The 19,348-nt window shown below is 61.2% G+C and carries 14 protein-coding genes; 3 read left to right on the top strand and 11 right to left on the bottom strand.

Annotated elements, in window-relative coordinates; all coding sequences use genetic code 11:
• Positions 1 to 247: 247 nt before the first annotated feature.
• Entirely contained in the window at positions 248 to 949 is a 702-nt protein-coding gene (locus tag L0U82_RS20105) for a response regulator transcription factor (RefSeq protein WP_233833848.1), read from the top strand.
• A gap of 221 nt (positions 950 to 1,170) precedes the next feature.
• Positions 1,171 to 3,123, top strand: coding sequence for a sensor histidine kinase (locus tag L0U82_RS20100; protein WP_233833846.1), 1,953 nt, complete (start codon positions 1,171 to 1,173; stop codon positions 3,121 to 3,123).
• A gap of 28 nt (positions 3,124 to 3,151) precedes the next feature.
• On the opposite strand, the gene L0U82_RS20095 is transcribed toward L0U82_RS20100, so the two are convergent.
• The 6 genes from L0U82_RS20095 to L0U82_RS20070 form a co-directional block, all read right to left on the bottom strand.
• On the bottom strand, positions 3,152 to 3,388 hold the full coding sequence (locus L0U82_RS20095) for a type II toxin-antitoxin system ParD family antitoxin (RefSeq protein WP_233833844.1): 237 nt from the start codon (positions 3,386 to 3,388) through the stop codon (positions 3,152 to 3,154).
• A gap of 82 nt (positions 3,389 to 3,470) precedes the next feature.
• The gene (locus L0U82_RS20090) at positions 3,471 to 4,067 is read right to left on the bottom strand and encodes a hypothetical protein (RefSeq protein ID WP_233833842.1); all 597 of its coding nucleotides are present in this window, start codon (positions 4,065 to 4,067) and stop codon (positions 3,471 to 3,473) included.
• A 28-nt stretch (positions 4,068 to 4,095) separates the two neighbouring features.
• Positions 4,096 to 8,061, bottom strand: coding sequence for a type VI secretion system Vgr family protein (locus L0U82_RS20085; RefSeq protein ID WP_233833840.1), 3,966 nt, complete (start codon positions 8,059 to 8,061; stop codon positions 4,096 to 4,098).
• Positions 8,062 to 8,068: 7 nt separating this feature from the next.
• Complete coding sequence (locus L0U82_RS20080; protein ID WP_233833838.1) at positions 8,069 to 8,320, bottom strand: PAAR domain-containing protein; 252 nt, start codon at positions 8,318 to 8,320, stop codon at positions 8,069 to 8,071.
• 291 nt (positions 8,321 to 8,611) lie between these two features.
• A complete protein-coding gene (locus L0U82_RS20075; protein WP_233833836.1) occupies positions 8,612 to 9,013 on the bottom strand; it encodes a hypothetical protein in 402 nt (133 codons plus the stop codon).
• 341 nt (positions 9,014 to 9,354) lie between these two features.
• Positions 9,355 to 10,692: a hypothetical protein gene (locus tag L0U82_RS20070; RefSeq protein ID WP_233833834.1), complete on the bottom strand. Its 1,338-nt coding sequence runs from the start codon at positions 10,690 to 10,692 to the stop codon at positions 9,355 to 9,357.
• 308 nt (positions 10,693 to 11,000) lie between these two features.
• Here L0U82_RS20070 and L0U82_RS20065 point away from each other — a divergent pair, with 308 nt between their 5' ends.
• Positions 11,001 to 11,888, top strand: coding sequence for a 2OG-Fe(II) oxygenase (locus L0U82_RS20065; RefSeq protein ID WP_233833832.1), 888 nt, complete (start codon positions 11,001 to 11,003; stop codon positions 11,886 to 11,888).
• Between the two features lie 126 nt (positions 11,889 to 12,014).
• On the opposite strand, the gene L0U82_RS20060 is transcribed toward L0U82_RS20065, so the two are convergent.
• The 5 genes from L0U82_RS20060 to L0U82_RS20040 all read right to left on the bottom strand — a co-directional run bounded on the left by L0U82_RS20060 (position 12,015) and on the right by L0U82_RS20040 (position 19,347).
• Positions 12,015 to 12,686 carry a hypothetical protein gene (locus tag L0U82_RS20060; RefSeq protein ID WP_233833830.1) on the bottom strand — a complete coding sequence of 224 codons (672 nt, stop codon included), beginning with the start codon at positions 12,684 to 12,686 and terminating at the stop codon, positions 12,015 to 12,017.
• Between the two features lie 155 nt (positions 12,687 to 12,841).
• Entirely contained in the window at positions 12,842 to 14,326 is a 1,485-nt protein-coding gene (locus L0U82_RS20055; RefSeq protein ID WP_233833828.1) for a cytochrome-c peroxidase, read from the bottom strand.
• Between the two features lie 198 nt (positions 14,327 to 14,524).
• Positions 14,525 to 16,861, bottom strand: a complete 2,337-nt coding sequence (locus tag L0U82_RS20050) for an alkaline phosphatase family protein (protein ID WP_233833826.1) — start codon at positions 16,859 to 16,861, stop codon at positions 14,525 to 14,527.
• Between the two features lie 703 nt (positions 16,862 to 17,564).
• Entirely contained in the window at positions 17,565 to 18,629 is a 1,065-nt protein-coding gene (locus tag L0U82_RS20045) for a rhodanese-like domain-containing protein (RefSeq protein ID WP_233833824.1), read from the bottom strand.
• Between the two features lie 61 nt (positions 18,630 to 18,690).
• Complete coding sequence (locus L0U82_RS20040) at positions 18,691 to 19,347, bottom strand: peroxiredoxin (protein WP_233833822.1); 657 nt, start codon at positions 19,345 to 19,347, stop codon at positions 18,691 to 18,693.
• Between the last annotated feature and the right edge of the window lies 1 nt (position 19,348).

Below are 19,348 nucleotides of genomic sequence, written 5' to 3'. Positions count from 1 at the left end.
TGCCCGGATGCCGGCATGCGCCAATGTAACTGGCTTGCGCAAGGTTTGAGTTACAGCGATGCAACATGTCGGGCGGACGGTCTTGTGGCCGGGTGCCGCGAGGACTGCGCACAGGGGATAACAGGCGAATGGGCGGGATTCGACGCGGCGGACGCTTGCAACATCCGGTAACAGGGCAGCGCCGATCTTTTCTGTAGCACAAATGCGCCACGCGGCGCGGCGAGCGTCCCTTTACAATCGCTCCATCATGCAATCCACCCACGCCGGCTCCGAGCCGCGCTCCATCCACGTCGCGATCGTCGAGGACGACCCCAGCTTCCGCGAAGCGCTGAGCCTGGCCATCCAGGCCGCGCCGGACATGCGGCTGGCGGGCGTCGCGACCACGCGCGCCGAAGGCCTCGCCATGCTGCGGGAGCCGCCCGCCGATGTACTGCTCGTCGACCTCGGCCTGCCGGATGGCTCCGGCATCGATGTGATCCGCGCGGCCGCGCAGCAGTGGCCGGGCTGCAGCAGCATGGTCAGCACCAACTTCGGCGACGAGACGCACGTGATGCGCTCGATCGAGGCCGGCGCGGCCGGCTACCTGCTCAAGGACAGCTCCCCCACCCGCATGGCCGACGAGATCCGCAGCCTCGCCAGTGGCGGTAGCCCGATCAGTCCGATCATCGCGCGGCAAATCCTCGCGCGGTTCCAGCAGGGTTCGGTCAGCACAGCGACGGCTCCCGCTCCTGAACCGGCCACCGCGCCGGCCGGCTTGCTGTCGGCGCGCGAGAAGGAAGTGCTGGACTACATCACCAAGGGCTTCACGACCCAGGAAATCGCCCGGCTGATGGAGCTGTCCCACTTCACCGTGCGCAGCTTCGTTCGGCGCATCTACGGCAAGCTCGAAGTCAACTCGAAAGCCGAAGCCATCTTCGAAGCCAGAACGTTGGGGCTGCTCGGCGACTGAGCCGCGCGCTTCACGACACAAGAAATCGCTACACTAGCTGGCCTGTCGCACTTCACGGCGCGCAGCCCGGTACGGGGTATCCAGGGCATGCGCAAATCACCTCCAGCGCGAAAGCCATCTATGACAAAACAACAAAGCCGCAGCGGCCGGCCAGCCGGGATATTTGCCGCCACGCTCCACACGTACCGCGCCGCTGCTCATTTCCCAGCCATGGTGATGTGTTGAGATCCCGTCCCACGCGGCTGCTCGCCAATGCCGTGCTCGTCTTTTCCGTCGCGCTGCTGATTGCGGCTGGCCTCTGGTATATGTTCGCCGATGGTCTGCAGCCATCCAACGCGAGCGTGCACCTCACACGCGCCGACTGGCAGACGATCAAGGCAAACGGCATGACCCCGCCGCCGCTGACGCTCGACACCCGGTCGCTGCCCGATGCCTGGCAACCTGTCGTGCTGCCCCAGGCGATGCCCGCGACTCGCCCGAAGGCAAAACCGGGTAGCCCCGTCAATACGATCGGCGGCGTCACGTGGATACGCGTCCCGACCCGAGGGCTGTCCCTGCCGGCCGGACCGCTGGTGCTGTACGGCAGCCGCATCAGGACCGACGGCACCATCGCCATCTATGCCGATGGCCAGTTGATCTACCGTGCGCAGAAGCAGGGGCCGCTGTGGGACAGCCTGTTCACGCCGCTCTGGGTCGAACTGGACAGACACAACGGCGACGCCCCGCTCGATGAAATCCTGATCCGCCTCGAACACACACCGACAGCGCAAGTCGGCGTCGCGTCGCTGTGGCTCGGCACCGCCGATGCGCTGCGGGTTCGCTACTACATGCGCCAATGGCTGCAGCGCGAATTGCCGGTCATGCTGAGCACGTCGTTTCTGATGGTCGGCATCTTTGCGCTGTGCGTGTGGTTCTGGCGCCGCGAGGAAACCGGCTACCTGCTGTTCTTCAACCTCGCGGCGACGTCGTTCGTCGGTCACCTCCATTACTACGCGAGCGTGCCGATCACCGATGACTGGTTTGCCTGGCTGACCCAGAACGCGCTGTTCTGGCTGATCATGGTCATCCATTTTTTCTTGTGCCAGCTACACGGCCGTCCGCTGAAGTGGCTCACACGCGCCGTGGTCGGCACCACCGCGGCGATCACGCTGCTGACGCTGCCCGTGGTCGGCATCTTGCCCGTGCTGCCGAACACGCCCGTGATCGTTCCGTTGATCTACGGGGTCGGCATTCTGATGGGCGCGACGGTCGGCGTGGTCGGCGTGCTGATTGCCTGGCGCCGCTCGTGGGAAGCCCGGCTGCTGGCGGCGGGCGTCGGCGTGTGTACGTTGCTGGGCGTATCCGACTGGCTGATGCACAACAACGTGGTCAGTCAGGAGGGCTGGTTTCTCGGCGCCTACATGAATGCCGTCACGTTCGCGATGTTCGGCTATCTGATGTACCGGCGCTACGTGAATGCGATTGTCCAGGTGGAACGGGTCAACGCCAGTCTGGCGCAGCGTCTGCGAGAACGTGAAGCCGAGCTGGAGGAAAGCCACAGGCTGCTGCGCGAGGCCGAGCGGCACCAGACTATCAGCGACGAGCGGCGCCGCCTGATGCAGGACATGCACGACGGCCTGGGCTCGTCGCTGATCAGCGCGATCCGCTCCGTCGAGCGCGGCGGCGCAAGTAGCCCGGATGTATCGGGCATCCTCAAACGCTGCCTGGAAGATTTGAAGCTGACCATCGATTCGATGGAGCCGGTCGAGGCCGACCTGCTGCTGTTGCTGGCCACGCTGCGCTTCCGGCTGGAACCGCGGCTGGAGGGTTCCGGCATCGCCTTGTTATGGGAAGTGCGGGAACTGCCGCCGCTCGCGTGGCTCGACCCTTCCAGCGCGTTGCATATCCTGCGTATCGTGCAGGAGAGCATCGCCAATATCCTGCACCACACGCGCGCCAGCGAGATCCGTGTGAGTACGGTCGCGCAGGCGGACGGCGTGCAGGTGGTCATCGAGGATAACGGCCAGGGCTTCGATGTGCAGCGCGCGCTGGCCGCCGAGGGCAAGGGACGTGGTCTGCAAAATCAGCAGCGCCGGGCGCAGGCTGTCGACGGTGCTGCTGCCTGGGTATCGGGACCGGAGGGAACGCGGTTTACGCTTTGGTTGCCGTTGGAGCGTGTTGCGCGGTCTGCTTAGGGATTTGGCGCTTCAATGTAGCTCGCCGTCATTTGCGCGAAGTACGCACGCGGGCGCGCAGCGATTCGAAGTAGTCGGCATCGGCCGGACCCGCGAGGCCCGACGTTGCGCCCTCCACGATCATCGCGCGCAGGCGTTTGCGATCATGGTCCTTGCGGATCAGTTCGCGGACGTATTCGCTGCTTGTGACGTAGCCGCCGCTACCGACCTGCTCGTCGACGTGTTCTTTCAGCGAATCGGGAAGGATAATGTTCATCGTGCTCATGCGAGCCATGCCTAACAGGGCATGGCGAAAAATTGGGAAGCATCACGCCGGAATAGAAGCCATCGCGTCATAACGTTTCGCGTTACCTCCAATGCTTTGCCGTGCGACGTTCATCCAGTTCTTTTTGTGTCAGGTAAGTACGGGTGATCGTTACCGAGCGCAAATTATCGGCAGTTTTCAGGCTGGCGTAATCGGGAGGATCATTCCGGCCTTCGAAATCGAAGTCTGCATAGACATCGAATAGTAAATCAGCAGGCAGCGGCAAACGATACGAAAGGCCGACGTGGTTGCGGTCGCCGAGGAAATCGCCTAAGCCGGGATTAAGAAAATGTCCTTGTTCCTTTCTAACCCCGTCTATCAATTCGCCATAGACGAGCGGACGAAGTCCAAGGTAGGTTTCACAGTCCTCCCCTGAAATGTGGGTTATCAGACCACCGTCCACCCGTAGTTGGAAATATCTGGGGGATTGGTTGCTACTGTCCGATTGGGCTCCATCGAATGCGAACTCCAGCGTTGCTTCGACGAGCTCATATCTATAGACGCGTTCGATACCTCGCTTGATCGGACCAGCAGGATTTCCGAGAATCCACTTCACATCTTCAAAAGTAGTTTCTCCGGCGGCCCATCGCAGACCTGTTTGCATGGCCTGAAGCACACGCGCCTGCTGCTCTTCCGTCATGTTATGTTTCGGACGCATCGTTGGCATCTCACTTAGCTTCACTGTCGCGGATGAATTGTTCTGCAGGGCGTTTGCCGGCAAGTTCGCTGACGCGGCTTGCGTTGTAGGAAAGTGCATATTTACGGCTGCACTGATTATCAGCAATGTTTTTAGGTTCATTTCCAGTCCAATAGATCTCGGCCAGCTCTCCACAGAAAAAAGCGTCGTCCTCCCATGGCCGGCTCAGGTATCCCTGTCCAATACCGTCCGTGAGCATCCTGTCCACACCGATCGGCGTTCCTCCGGCCCCTGCATCGCTTAGTAGTTTCCTTGCCTGTTGGCGTGCGTTCGCATACTCGCTTTCAAACGACCTATCGTCTGATAGGTAACTCGGATGCGCGTTCACAAGGTGGTACTTGTAAAGCACAAAAAGATAAGCTCCCGCCGCCATGCGCTTGATGCCGGTCAGCGCCAGGTTATCACTCGGAATCTTCTGGCTCGCGGCCATTTTGACGGCGAGCCGCGCTGCTGCATTTCCTGCCACTGCCGCAGGCAATCTGGCAGCGTTCGGCGTATCGCTGAAGTTTGCTGTCTGCTGCTGCAGCATCGCGAACATCCAGAACCACTGCTGACAGTGACGCGTCTCGTGGTAGATCGTGTTGACGAAGTCCTTGAGCTTTACTACTGCATCGGCAATCCCGACGTTCTGGGCGTCATTTGAACGGGCTTCAAAAAGCGGTGATATCGCAGGGCCACTCACGCTCAATGTCCAGGACGCGGGATCGAATGTGCCCGATTCATTATTCGACAATGGTTCGGTGCTTACTATCACCTGGGGCACACATGTTTCTGGAAGAGCGAAAGCACCCGAGGATGAATCGGTAAGCGCCGATTGAATAACAGGATTTATAAGATCGGCGAGTTTGTTGCATGAAACCCTGTCCAAAGGAAACACTTGCCGAAGCGATGGCTTCCTGCCTGCCGCGCCGTAGTAGTTATCTCCCCACTGAACTTCATCCAGCAGCACTCTACGAAGAGCCGCTGCAAATTCCCTTGCCACAGGAAACTCCAACTGCGCGGGCTTTCTGGCACTCGCCTTCGAATAGCGCAGGCCCCAGTTGTACGGGCTGCAAAGCGCATAGTGAATATCAAATCCCGAAGTGGACGGTTGATCGCCGTTGGCTTGCAATCTGCTCGATCCGATTTTATGGATCTGAATGGCGCGCTTTTCAGAGGCGATATCGGGGCTACCCTCGGCTTGCTCAACTCGGTCCGTGGACTGCGTCATCATGGGTTGGAAGATCGCCGCTGCGTTCCCGGTGCCATCGTTATGCAGGATCTCAATCGTCGCTACCTGCATGGTCTCAGCGAGTACCAGTGAGGTCTCCCCGATCGCACTTGTGACGCCTTTGATAACCTGCCCATCACTCAGCGTAACCCTGTACGGCTGCTCCGATATGCGCAAGCCCGAGCGGTTATCTACCAACACATAATGTGCGGCCACTTTCGCCTTTGCGACTTCTGTCATAGGTGGTTTGACCAGTCTCTCCAGCGGCCCCTCCGTTGCATGCGACCCGGCATGAACAAGAAACGCGCCGAGAGTACGGCCGACAATTCCCTCCGAACCAAGCGTCAACTGCGTACCACCCCCATTCATCACAATGCGCTTTGCCGTCAGTCTGATTTCATCCTGCTCGCTCAGAATGCTGATGACCTTACGCGCAATCAGCTCGACATCATCGGTCTGCGACTCGACGCGCACGCGCCCTGGCGTCAGAATCGTGACCGCCTTCGATGCGAACAGCGCGATGCGGCCGCCTACCGATGCATACAGCGACTTGAGCGCCGCAATCGCAACATTCCCGCCCGTGGTCAGCGCTGTATGTTCTCGGCTCGCTACATGCGTGCTGCCCGTCGCGCTCACGTGAACGTGAGCCGCGCTCGCAATCGCGATATCGGGATTTTCAAGTTCAGGGAAATCGTCGGAACCGGACGCGGCCTTGCCGCGTAGGGCCGCATTGGCAATCCCGATGACCTTCGATACGTCACCCTGGTTATCCGTCGCGTGCTGCGCGCCGTGTCGCCGAGCCAGTTGCGCCATCTCTTCGTGGATACTGCGTGCCTCGGTCAGACGTGCATGCGCCTCCGCCATGTCTTTCGCCTTGCCCGCCGCATGGAGCCGGGAGAACGTCGTCGCCAGCAATCCTTTTGCGGCCCTCAGCACGCCCCAACGATCGGTGCGCAATTCAAACCCTTCCCCGCGTGCATCCCGCCGCCCTTTGTTTCCGTCGATCCGCGTATTGAACCCCAAGCTCAAACTCGACTTGCCATGGTCGCTTGCAAGCTGCGCCTGCTGCCGGCCATGCGTATCGTCGAGCGCTAGATGATTCGACTCCGTACCATGTTCGAGACTCCGGCTGCGCATGCCGCTCAGCGCCGCGTTGGCCGGCAGCTCCCACGGCGGCGTATTGAAGCTGTCCACGACGAACCCCGAGACAACCGGCCGGTCCGGATCGCCATGAACATGTGAGACCACCACCATCTGGCCGGCCCGCCCGGGCGTGACGACGCCCAGTTCGCTTCCCTGCCACTGCGTCACCACGCGTACCCAGATCGACGTCGCTGCGTCATATCGCGCCTGACGGTCCCAGTCGAACTGGATGAACAGGCAGTTGCGGCGGTCGATCCACATCTCGCGATCCTGCGGCGCCACGATCACCGCATATTCGTAGCCTTCGACACGCGGCCTCGGCGTCGCCTGCGGCATCCGGTAATGCTCGTTCACAGGGTGCAGTTCAAAGTCCGCATTGACCGTGTACGTGCGCCGCGTACCCGACGACGTACCCGCTTCGGTGATGGCCAACTCGCAGGCCAGCACCACATACTCGCGGTTCGCGCTCACCTGCGGATAGCCCGTCAACGTAAACGTGCGGCCAGGCTGAAGCCCCCGCAGATGACCTTTGCCTTTGGCGCGCCGGCCCGAGCACCTCGCCGCCTGCAACTTCACGCGCGCCAGATGACGGCCTTCCTCACGCATGTCATGCCTTTCAAGCTCGCGCCGCGCTTCGGGCTGCGCGAACTCGGCGGGTGCGTAGATTTCGATATCGCGGCTGGCCGTGCCGCTCGCGTCCTCGTATTCCTCCCGGTTCGGCTCATTGCCCTTGCCCAAGCGAGGCTGCATGTAGTCGTGGTCGTTGACCATCGCTCTGCCAGGGGTGATGGTGTACGTCACGGCCAGTTCGCTAATGTGTTCCTCGTCGATCCGGCTGCCTGTGTGATAACGCAGCGTTTCGTATGCGATGCCGTGCCGCCGGAAGCCGCCTGGCGAGTCGGCAATGACGAGGCTGTGAAAGTCTTCCCGGTGCTCGAACCAGAAGACCAGGCCCCATTCCTCCATCAGACGAAGTGCAAACGTCCAGTCAGACTCCCATGCCTGCCGGATCATGTCGCGCGTTGGGTAGTAGCCCTTTCCGCCTTTTGGGCCATTGATACGCCATTCGACCGTGCCCGCGTACTTCGCGAATACTTCGCGCAGCACCTCGGTCACCGAACCCGTGAAAAGACGGGAATCGCAATTTTGCGTCGCGCGCCAAACGAAGGGGCGCAGCACGAACTCATAGACCGCCGCGCGATCTTCGACACACCGGATTCGAGCCGAGACGATCTCGCCGTTGATGTAGCGGGTATCGGCACCGATATCTGCGTGCCCGGCATTGCCGGGCTGACCGGATCTGTGCGCGGCGATACCGGCAAGCTCGATCGCAACGGTCCCGTGCGTACCGATGATCGGCTCCAGATCGATCTGCGCGGCGTCGGTGGGCTTTTGCAGGAAGTCAGGCTGGCTCTCCGCGACGACGACGTATTCGAACAGTTCACCAACCGCTTCACGTCCTTTGATACTGCGCATGGCTAACATTGGTTCGCGCAACTGTTCGCCGGTGGGTCCGCGGCTGACCATATAAGGAAGCGTCGGGCAGGTGAACTCGATGCTGCGCGTCGGGGTATTCCACGTCATACACGCCTCACGCATCGATGAGCGTCGCCCCGCACCCGGTCCCGTCACCGAGCAATGCGACGCGTACGCCCCGATGTGTGCGTTCGCCCGTTGCCCTGATCGGGAATGTGCCACCGCATTTCGGACACTCGACCAGATGGCCATCGAGCGCGACGCGCCTTCCCATGTGAGTCAAATCGTCGGCAGCCTGAATGATCTTGCCGCCATGATCGGTTGCATCACCCAGCCGCGCGACTTCGCGCCCTTGTCGGTCCCTCATGTCATCTCCCTGTTATGCGCTGTCCGCAACGACAGCCTATGAAACGGTTCGTCAGCCGACTGGCTCGCGACTACTCGCCAATCGGATGCGCATGCCTGGCAGCGGTCACCGCTTCAGATCATCTATCTGAAACGGTCCGAGACGACCCCGAAGAAATACGGCGCGCGTGCGAATTGCACTGCGGCAGCAAGCAACGCGGTTAATTCTTCATCCAAACCACGTGCAGTCAATCCGAATAGTCCTAAATGCGAGATCCCTCACGGATATCGACAGTGCGTCCTGCCATCTCTTTTATTGGATATTTCTGATGGCAGTACCGGGAGACTTGTTCGGCTCCGACAGGCTTTGAAAAACATCGTCAAGAAGCCCGGCTACATCATGAGCGCTCATGCGGCGGCTCTGAACGCCCTTTGCGTCGAGCGCAATCACGCTCAGCAGCTCGTGATCGCATTCGGCCGTGCGCTGATAGTCTTCGCCGACGTGCACCATGACTTCGAGCAACGTCCGTTGGTGGTGTCTTTCTTCAGGCGTGGCAGCCGGAGTACTGACGATCGTGGATGCAAGTGTGACGAGCTTGTCGAGTTGCTTCTTTCGTCGCTCGCAGAGATGAAATGCGGTTAGCGCAAGCTTTTCATACTGGAGAGCGTCTACAGGAGGACGAGAGGAGGAATGCTGCTTGATGGCTTCGGTCATACGCGGTCCCGGTTAGGGTGGCGGGGTGCCCGGTCAGCGTATGGAAGTGGTGAGCGGGCACAGCGGAAAGGTTGGCAGACCGGCGTTATGCCCCAAACCGGCAGACCCGAAGGTCTCCTCTCCGTGGCCCGCCCGCAGAAAATGGACGTGCGACGACAGACGCACGCCTGTCTGAACAGGCGTGCGGGGCATAACTATCGAGCTGCCAAGCTCGAGCCGTCGCTGTTTTGACGGCGGCTACGATTATAGACGCGCGCACCCGTATCCGTGTTATTGGGATAGCCTACACGTGCGCGACAGCACTCGCATCTTCACTGCGCCATACCGCCGCACCACGAACATCAACCATCAAAGAACCCACTGTCGATCGCCCGCAGCCATATCGGACCAATCACGCGCACCTGCCGGTTGACGATACTGTGATTGAAGCCCTCGATGCGGATCAGCACGTGCTTGCCGACATACGGCTGCATCATCACGCGCGCGGCCTGCATCGTCGGCACCGAATAGACCTCGTCGAACGTGCCGTTCATGTCCCACACCGGCAGCCCATGCAACGCGGGGCCAGGCATCGTGGTCGCCATGATGTCGGTGAGAATCTTGTTGAAGCCCGCTGCTTTCATCTCTGGCGGCACGAAGCTCGCGGTGTAAAGGCGCATCGCGTCTTCGGTCAGCGCGCCGGCATTGTCGAACATGATCGGATCTTCGACGCCCTTGAAACGTGGCTCACGCAAATCGCGCTGCCAACGTTCGTCCTTCGTCGCCGGATCGGCCCGCTTGTTGTAGAACTCGAAGTCCGAGCGGCCACGGCCACGCACGCGTTCGGCCGAGTGTTCGTACGGCCAGTCCCAGCGTCCGCCCAACGCCATGCCGTAGTAGTAGACGACGCCCGGCGGCGACGAGCCCCAGTTCAGATAACCGTCAGGGCGAATGCGCTCGGCGAGCGGCCACATCAGTGCGCCACCGGTCGAAAAGCCCCAATAGAGCAGCAACGACTGTTTGCGTTCGGCATCGGGCAGCGCATGTCGCAAGCCGGTTTCGAGTCCGTCGACCATCGCGACCGGCGTGCACGCGACCATCTCGTCATAGAGTTCAGTGCCCGGCTTCGGAAAGCGCACGTATTCGCTGCCGCTCGAACTCGACGTCTTGCCCGCGGGTTGGATCACGTAGTCGTCTTTCGACCAATAGGCTTTCTGATGCTGCGAAAAGATCGGCATGCGCTCGTCGACCGGAATGGTCTCCCAGGTGCCGCTGCGATTCGGCGCAAAGAAGTTCCAGCGCCCGACGCGATTCAACGCGATGAAGGTCACGCCCCGCTTCGCCAGCCAGACACCGATACCCTCCTTGCCCTCGTCGGTTTCGACGAAACCGTTCGCGCTCGAACTGCCTTCCTCCGTCGCCGCCAATACGATCTTGCGGCCGTTGTGCATCAGCGGCTTGTCGGGATCGAGCCGCATCACGACCTGCGTGAAGGTCTTGCCGTTGGCCTGATAGTCGATGTAATCGAGGTGCCGGGTAAAGCCGGTCGTCTCGGGATAGTCCTTGCCGGCGAGAATCTGCTCGACTTCCGCTTCGGGAACCGTGGCGTTATCCGCCGGCAGCGTCCATGCGCCGGCATGCGTGGAAACAACAATGCCGATGCCCATTAGAAAGAGCTTCACGGCGTCGCGTGTATTCATCGTTCGAGTCCTCTTCAGACGATTGCGTGTGGCCGGCTTTCCGATGGGACCTTTCTGCAGCGCAGCTCGTATGAACTCGAGGCAGGTCCATGGAAAGCGTTGCTGCGATACTAGGCGGCGCATTTTCAGCACACAAACAACGAAATAAATCCGATTGATCGTTGCCGGCGATGAATACGGGAACGGCAGCGGTTGCGACGTGAGCCGTCGTCCATCAACCCGTCACAATCTGTCGCTAGCATTCCGACTAATACTGTCTTTCCTGTCGGCCATGCGGCGCCACGCCCGAGCCGCACCTCCCTCCCCCGATGTCGATAACCGTCAATTTCCCGGCCGAAGTGCGCGACTGGATCGCCGCTAACCTGTCGCGCGGCGTCCCGCCGCAAGCGCTCGTCAACGAACTGGTCAACCGCAATAACGCGGCCGAGCTTGCATCGGCGATGGTCGACGCGGTCTCCGCCGCGTTCATGTACGGCGCGCCGCTGCCGGGCGACAAACTCGAAGTCGGCGGTGCGCCGATCAGCTATCAGATCGAGCCGCTGCGCGTGCCCGACGGTTCGCTGATCCGCCTCGGCGAGCGCAAGGTGCGGGTACTGTCGCGCTTGCAACGGCCGGCCGCCGTGCATCTCGCCAACTTCCTGAGCGCCGACGAATGCGAGCAACTGATCGCGCTCGCGTATCCGCGCCTCGACCGCTCGACCGTCGTCGATCCGGTCACGGGACGCAATGTCGTCGCCGGCCATCGCAGCAGTCACGGGATGTTTTTCCGCCTCGGCGAAACGCCGCTGATCACGCGTCTCGAAGCACGCATCGCCGAACTGACCGGCACGCCGGTCGAGAACGGCGAAGGCCTGCAAATGCTGCATTACGAGGAAGGCGCGGAGTCGACGCCGCACGTCGACTATCTGGTCGCGGGCAACGAGTCGAATCGCGAGTCGATTGCGCGCAGCGGTCAGCGCATGGGCACGTTGCTGATGTATCTGAACGACGTGGAAGACGGCGGCGAAACGGTGTTTCCGCAGCTCGGCTGGTCGGTCGCGCCGCAGCGCGGCCACGCGCTTTACTTCGAATACGGCAACCGCTTCGGGCTGTGCGATCCCGCTTCGCTGCACGCGAGCACACCGCTGCGTTCGAATGAAAAGTGGGTGGCGACTAAATGGATTCGTACGCGGCGCTTCGTGCCGCGCATGGCCTGAGCACGCTCTAAACAAGGACAAAAGGGACGGCGCGTCGCACGCGGCGTCCCTCGTTCACTGCATTCACCTCGGCCTGCTTCAAAGCCTGCTTGAAGCCACCGCAAGCGGCGGCTTGAAGCAGCAATCTCAGCGCTGGAACACTTCGTCGGAAACCCAGCCTTCCGACGTCAGATGCACGCCTTCGCGCAGCTGCATCGTGCCTGCGCCTTCGATCACGCGCTTGACCATCGGGAACACGCGCTGAGCGTCGGCGTCTTTCGCCCACGGTGCCGGATCGATCTTGTACGTGTAGACCACCGACGACACCGTCTTGCCGTTCAGCTGCATCGGCTTTTCCCAGCCCACCACCTTGTCGAGCGTCAGCGACGCCGCGCAGAAATCGGCCGGATGCGTGACGGTCTTCGTTGCCGTTGCGACCACTTCGGGGATGTGCAGATAGTACTTTTGCCCTTCTGGCGTCAACTCATACACACGCGCATTCGCGTAGATCTTCTTGCCGTCCGCGTCGGTACGCTCGGCCTGCACGTTCTTGCCCTTCACGAGACCGAGCTTTTCGAGCACCGGCATCTGGAGCGCGTCGCGCGTGCCATTGGCGGTGTCATCGGTCGTCACGTAGATCGGCCAGTCGTATTTGGCGAGGCACATATGGCCGTGCTGCGCGAGGAAACCGTTGATGGCGGCGGTGAAATTTTCCCGGCTGGCGTCCTGGCTCTTGTCGTGGCAGCCAGCGAACAGTGTCAGGGCGATCAGGGAAAGCGCGCCGCCAGCAAGGCGGACGGCGGTAGAACGTCGCATCATGGTCTTCGTTGCTCAGGTTAAATAACGTCTTGGATTGGGTGATTCAGTTGCGTAGTCCGGCTTTGTTACTCAGCTACGCGGAGTATATCGGGGGAGGGTGGGCCGACATGCGACGCGCGGCCGGCCCGATGTGGGCAGGCTGCGCGCGTTCGTCGTTAGTTGACGCAGGAACCGCTCGTGGGTGGCGTGGCGGGCGGCTGGTAGCCGTCCGTCAGCGTATTCAGGAAGCAGATGACGTCGGCGATATTCTGCGGCGTCATTTGCGGCGTCGAGTGAACCGCGCGCGGCAACGCTCCGTCCGCCGCGGTCGTGCCGCCCGCGTCGGTCTGCCCCTGGCCCAGCGGCAACTCTTCGTCGATGTTGCCCTGGAACTGCGCGGGCAGGTCATTGAAACGCGTGGCCGTGGCGCCCGACGCTGCCTGCGGGAACAGCGCGAACGACGGGTTCTGAACCATCTGAGTGGTGTCGCCGCCCGTGCTCGGATACCAGTATTCCGGGTTCGTATCGCGTGTGTTGTAGAAGTTCAGCACCTGAACGAGAGAGTGGAATACGCCGTTGTGGAAGAACGCGGTGCGCGTTGCGACGTTGCGCAGCGTCGGTACCTTGAAACGGCCGCAGTACGGATCAGGTACGTTCACACCGGTGAACTGGTCCGGACCGGCGCCGCTGTTCGCGGTACCCGGCACATGCAGCGTGGCGAGCGGACCGCACAGGCCCATGTCGAAATACGCGGTATTGGTATTGCTCGGGATCGGGTCCGGATTGTCGGGAATCTGCGTGTCATTACGCGGCGCGCCGATTGCCTGATACGTGAAGTCGGTCATCAGCCCGACCGAGCCGTTGAAGTTCGCGCCGCCGTAATGGCAGGCCGCGCAACCAGCGCCATCGTCGGTGTTGTTGAACAGCGCGAGGCCGCGCAGCTCCGCCGGCGTCAACGTGCCGCCGATCTTGTTGCTCAGATACAGATCGAACTTGCTGGTGTACGGCTGGAAGCTCGGATCTTCCTCCTGATATGCCTGCAGCGCCAGCCCGATGTCGGCGAACGCGGTATCCGGATTCGCGAACACGCCAGCGCCGTATGCCTGCTCGAACAGCGCGGCGTAGGACGCGTTCTGGACGGTCTGCACCACACTCGTCGAAGACGCATTGTTCATCTCGAGCGGATTGAGCAGCGGTAGCGCCGGCTGAGTGCCGAGCGTGGTCGCGCGGCCGTCCAGCATGAAACCACCACCCGGCGCGTTGACCGTCACGCCGTCCGGGTTGGCGGCGACGTCGTCGTACGGCGGCGTCATCGATTTATAGCGCAGCGAAGGCACCGCGCGCTGACCGGCCACCGAAGGATCCGAGCCAAGCTGCACCGACAGGCTGTTCGGCGGACCGTACGCGAATTGCGGGCTATGGCAGGTCGCGCAAGACATGTTCTTGCCGCCCGACAGATTCTGGTCGAAGAACAACTGCTTGCCGACCTGAGCGGCCACGCTCAGCTTGACCTGCTGTGCGGAGCCCGCGCCGGTGCCGTTGCCACCCGAAGGCGCGCCGCCGTTCGACGAGGTCTGGGACGAATCCCCGCCCCCGCCACCACAGGCCGCGAGCATCAATGAAAGCGCACCTGCGAGCACGCCGACGTAAAGCTTGCGCATATCGATTCCTTGCTAGTCCGTTTTCCTTGCCGGCTCTATTCGATAACGGCACGGAGAGCGGACAAACGTGGATGTCACACAACGCAACTGGCAGGCCACGCATAACGTGGCCTGCCATGCATTGACTGGTATTACGAAAGAGTCAATTCGAGTGAGGGCGGGAGGCCGGCTTGCGCCTCCCGCTGCTGCCCGTTCTGCTTACTTCTGCGTCCAGACGTTGATCTGATTCTTGTCCGGACCAACCTGGGCGGTCGAGAGCGAAGTGCCGCTCACGTCACCCGGGTTCAGGCGCTGTGTGTACGTCGCCGGAATCACGTAAGCGTGGTTCATCGGACGCACCGAGTCGAAGTGCGTATCCGCGCTGCTCGCGAATTCAGGCAGGTTCAGGATGTTCTGAGCGATGAACGATTCCGTGTACTTCGCGCGGCTCAGGTACGTACCCGGCTTCTGCGGATCGCCAATCTGGAACATGTCCTGCATCGTACGCACCAGCGAGAAGTGGCTGTACGCATCGCTGTCCGTCGTGCCCGTCGACGCGGTCTGCTGGTTCGTCAGAATGCCGAAGATCGAGTTGCCGTGACCATGGTTGCCGCCCGAGTACTTGGTCAGCGGCGTCGCGACCGGCGAGAACGTACCGTCCGCGTTCTGCTGCAGCGGCTGGTCGTTGCTGGCCGCCGACGTGTTCCAGCCGCAGCACGAGGTGCTGGTGCCGCCGCCTTCGTCGAACATCACGACGATCGCAACCTTGCGCTGACGGTTCATCCACAGCGGCGATGCTTCGATCTTGTTGACGAGCAACTGAACGTAAGCGTCACCACGCTGGATGATGTTGGTGCCCGCGCACGACGGATCCGAACCGACGCTGTGCATGTCGTCGCACTGGTCCGGCATGATGAAGTTCAGGTTACCCACGTCGCCGGTGGCGAGGTCGGTGCTCAACTGGTCAAAGTTATACCCGGTCGGAACCTTGTAGACCGTCTGGTTCGCGTACTCAGCAGGCGTGAATTGCGTACCGAACACCGTACGGTTATCCGCCATGAACTCCGGCAGGTTACGCGTGCTCTGGTAAGCCATGCCCGGGTGGTGCTTAGTCTTGTACAGACCGCCCGCGATCGCGAACGGACCCGAACCCGCCACTGCGCCCGGACCCGTGTAGGTGCCCGTCACGGCCGGATCGGTGATGCTGTCCGCGCGCGGGTCCTGACCCGGGTTCATCGATTCGCTGTACGTACGCCAGTTCATGCCGGCCTGCGATACCAGCGTGAACAGGCTCGGTGCCTGCACGTTGTGGTTCGCGCTCGCGCCGACGTTACAGCTCGCGCCGCCGAAGCTCGAAAGGTGCGCGCTGTCGAGCGGCGGCGTTGCGCCGGTCGCGACCAGCGGCTGGCCGTCCGATGCCGTGCCGCCCGCGAATGCGACGTCCGTCGGCGCACCGTTCGTGCCCGAACCCGGAGCGCCTGCACCGCAACCCCACCAGCTGTCGTCGGTGATACCCCAGTCGTCCGCGCCGCCGAGTGCCGTGTAGTTCGGCTCGCTCGGGTTACCCGTTGCGTAGTAGGTCGGGAAGTTGTTGTTGGCCGCCAACAGCTTGTTGATGTTCGGAGCGAACTGCGAACCGAGAATCGTGTTCGTGCTCTTGTTCTCCAGCATCACGATGAAGATGTTGTCGTAGCGCGGAATGCCTTCGATGTTGAACGCAGCCTGCTGCGACTGTGCGAACGTAATCGGAGCCTGCGTCTGCGTCGGCTTGACGGCCGTTGCCGTGCTCACGCCCGACTGGCCGACGAGCGACGGATCGCCGCCCTTCACCGCGAGGTTATCCGGGTACAGATCGCCGCGATCGAGCTTGGTCGTCGCGTACGTATAGCGGTTCTCGAGCTGATTGTTTTCGAACAGCATGGCTTGCTGTTCGGCGCCCGTCAGCTTGTTGACGTCGCCGAGCACGTCCGCTGCGGCAACCGTCACCGACGATGCGCCGAGGCTCGGGCCGGTCATGCGCTTCGACAGGTTGGCCTTCTCAGTCGCGTAGGTCGAGCCGTTCGCTTCGACCAGACGCTGCACTTCGCTCGACATCGGGCTGATCACGATGTTTGCGTCGCCCTGGTCGGTGATCTGCGCAGCCGAAGCGCGCAGAATCAGGTGGCTGGCAACCGCGCCGCCGCTGGCCGTGTTGGTGGCCTTCGTGCTGACGTCGGCGATCAGTTGACCGGTTGCCGTCGATTGCAGCGAGAAGTGACCCTTGCTGTCGGTCGTCGCGCTCGCTTCACCCGTATCGCACTTGCCGTTGCCGTTGGCATCGAGGCACACGGTCGCGCCGGCGTAGTAGCCAGCCTTGATCGTCGGATTACCCGTCGTATTGCCCGGCACGAAGTTCGTAGCGGCCACGACACCGGAGAACGTCGTCGGCGTCGGGTTGTTGTTACCGCCACCGTTGCTGGCCGTCGACGAGTTATCGTCGCTGCCGCCGCAAGCAGACAGCACGCAGGCTGCCGCGATGGAGGTTAGAAGAAGGGTGGTACGTGGACTGACCGGCATTGTGGGACCCCTATTGGTTTGAAAACAAGACTGCTATTGCCGCCCGAAACGGAATACATCCGTGAATTTTTATGCAGCGAGATTATCGAGCGACTATGTTCCCTTTTTATGACATGTAGTCTTTACTGAAGTCGCTTTTTTACAAGGGTTTACAGATCACAAAACGAAGTGATTCATCGAAATGAAATATGGATTTGCTACTTGCGCGTGGGCAATATGTAGGATTGGGAATAGCGAGAGTGAAGTCTTTTCGAAATATTTTTGTAAGGCAATATTAATTTACATCCGACACCCGCGCAAGGTCCGCCGCGCCGGGTTGAGAGCGGAATTCGATGCGCAAGGGCGGGCTTGGCATCACGCTGAACCGGGTGCTGACGTCAGGTGATTGCGATGCCGCGATGAAGTTGCGGGCAGGTTTTCCGCATAATCAACGAATAAATCCGATTAGCAGCTCATAAAATAAAATCAAATTGAATCAATGAATATTCACCTGAATTTATGAATTTTTCGAAAAACTTTGTAAGGCCCCGATACGGGCAAAACAAACACAGGCAATTAATTCGTTCTTGATTAATCACACGCATTTGCAATCGATTAACCGCACCCGGCATTTTCTCATTTTTATATTCCCGCCATCCCGCCGGTTGCCCAACCCGTGCGGTCTTTCGGGGTAAAGCGCTGACAGCCCGCATACAACTCTATTTCAAACACTATCCGAAGCTACCGGCAGCCCTTCGATTTTCCACCGCAACATCCCGCCAGCAAGATTAGCCACCTTGCCAAAACCCGCTTTACTCAACAGCACGCTCGCCTGAGCCGAGCGCACTCCAGAGCGGCACACCGCGACGACCGGGCGCTCGCGATCCAGCTCATCGATGCGCGACATCAGTTGCGATAACGGCACCAGCCTCGCACCCGGCAAATGCCCCAGACGATCGATGAATTCCGGCGCCTCGCGCACGTCGACGATCTGAAACGCCGCGCCATGTTCGAGCAGCGCCATCGGCTCGATTTCCCATACCCCGCTAAAGCGCAGCGTCAGCGGCGCCCAGTCCGGCGTTTCCGCCGGATCCGGGCCGCCCTCCGGCTTTCCGCAGCGCAGATTCGCGGGCACCGCCACGGCCATCAACTTCGGATGCGGCAAGTTCAGGTTATTCATATAACCGGTGAAGTCGCCGATATCCACGTCGCCACCGAGGCGCGGATTGAAACGCCGCTCTTCGGCGACGCTCGTCACAGTGATGCCGCGATAATCGTGCGCCGGATAAAGCAGGCAATTGTCGGGTAACGACAGGATCTGCTCGCGCACGGAGGCGAACAGTTGCTCCGGACTGCCCTGCTGGAAATCGGTGCGGCCGCAGCCGCGAATCAGCAGACTGTCGCCGGTGAAGGCCATGCTCTGATCGTCCAGCACATAGGTGAGGCAACCATTGGTATGCCCAGGCGTCGCGCGCACGGTCAGATGACGCGTGCCGAAATCGATGCGCTCGCCGTGCCGCAGCAGCCGCGTCGGACCGTCGGCCTCGACCACCGCGGCCAGCGCGATATCGCTGCCGCAACGTTGACGCAGGCGCCACGCGCCGGTCACATGGTCGGCATGCACATGCGTATCGAGCGTGGCGAACAGCCGCAGGCCCAGCTCCTCCAGAAGCGCCAGGTCCCGCGGCACCTGCTCGTAGACGGAATCGATCAGCAGCGCTTCGCCGCTGTCGCCCAACAGATAGGTGTAAGTGGACGAGACCGGATCGAATAGCTGACGAAAGATCATTGCGAACCTCTGAGGAAAGAAGGCACGGCGACGGCCCGCAAGGGCGCGCCGCGCCCGCATTTCAGCCTGGCTGCTTGGTGGTGCGCAAATACGGCTTGATGGTCTTGAAGCCCGGGAACAGCTGCTGCGCTTCTTCGTTGCTGACTGCCCCGGTGATGATCACGTCGTCGCCCTGCTTCCAGTTGACCGGCGTCGCCACCCGGTGTTTCGCGGTCAATTGCATCGAATCGAGCACGCGCAGGATTTCGTCGAAGTTGCGGCCGGTGGTCATCGGATAAGTCAGCATCAGCTTGATCTTCTTGTCCGGACCGACGATAAAGACCGAGCGTACGGTCGCGTTGGTGGCGGCGGTGCGCCCTTCGCTGGTGCCGGCTTCGTCGGCCGGCAGCATGTTGTACAGCTTCGCGACCGCCAGATCGGTGTCGCCGATCATCGGATACTTAACAGCGGCGCCCTGGGTTTCCTCGATGTCGGCGGCCCACTTCTCGTGGTCTTCGACCGGATCGACCGACAGGCCGATCAGCTTGGCATTGCGCTTCGCAAACTCCGGCTCGATCTTCGCCATGTAGCCCAGTTCAGTGGTGCAGACCGGCGTGAAATCCTTCGGATGCGAAAACAGGATGGCCCACTGGTCTCCAATCCAGTCATGGAAATCGATGGTGCCTTGCGTGGTGCGCGCGGTGAAATTGGGCGCGACGTCATTGATGCGGAGTGACATA

This window comes from Paraburkholderia sp. ZP32-5 (assembly GCF_021390495.1).
Lineage (GTDB): Bacteria > Pseudomonadota > Gammaproteobacteria > Burkholderiales > Burkholderiaceae > Paraburkholderia.
The sequence above is the reverse complement of the archived record's forward strand: the minus strand, read 5'-3'. Positions and strand labels throughout refer to the sequence as shown.

Coding starts and splice junctions, on each gene's coding strand:
- L0U82_RS20065 (WP_233833832.1), top strand. CDS start 11,001: ATGTCGATAACCGTCAATTTCCCGGCCGAAGTGCGCGACTGGATCGCC.
- L0U82_RS20085 (WP_233833840.1), bottom strand. CDS start 8,061: ATGACGTGGAATACCCCGACGCGCAGCATCGAGTTCACCTGCCCGACG.
- L0U82_RS20090 (WP_233833842.1), bottom strand. CDS start 4,067: ATGACGGAAGAGCAGCAGGCGCGTGTGCTTCAGGCCATGCAAACAGGT.
- L0U82_RS20060 (WP_233833830.1), bottom strand. CDS start 12,686: ATGATGCGACGTTCTACCGCCGTCCGCCTTGCTGGCGGCGCGCTTTCC.
- L0U82_RS20040 (WP_233833822.1), bottom strand. CDS start 19,347: ATGTCACTCCGCATCAATGACGTCGCGCCCAATTTCACCGCGCGCACC.
- L0U82_RS20045 (WP_233833824.1), bottom strand. CDS start 18,629: ATGATCTTTCGTCAGCTATTCGATCCGGTCTCGTCCACTTACACCTAT.
- L0U82_RS20095 (WP_233833844.1), bottom strand. CDS start 3,388: ATGAGCACGATGAACATTATCCTTCCCGATTCGCTGAAAGAACACGTC.
- L0U82_RS20055 (WP_233833828.1), bottom strand. CDS start 14,326: ATGCGCAAGCTTTACGTCGGCGTGCTCGCAGGTGCGCTTTCATTGATG.
- L0U82_RS20080 (WP_233833838.1), bottom strand. CDS start 8,320: ATGAGGGACCGACAAGGGCGCGAAGTCGCGCGGCTGGGTGATGCAACC.
- L0U82_RS20050 (WP_233833826.1), bottom strand. CDS start 16,861: ATGCCGGTCAGTCCACGTACCACCCTTCTTCTAACCTCCATCGCGGCA.
- L0U82_RS20075 (WP_233833836.1), bottom strand. CDS start 9,013: ATGACCGAAGCCATCAAGCAGCATTCCTCCTCTCGTCCTCCTGTAGAC.
- L0U82_RS20105 (WP_233833848.1), top strand. CDS start 248: ATGCAATCCACCCACGCCGGCTCCGAGCCGCGCTCCATCCACGTCGCG.
- L0U82_RS20070 (WP_233833834.1), bottom strand. CDS start 10,692: ATGAATACACGCGACGCCGTGAAGCTCTTTCTAATGGGCATCGGCATT.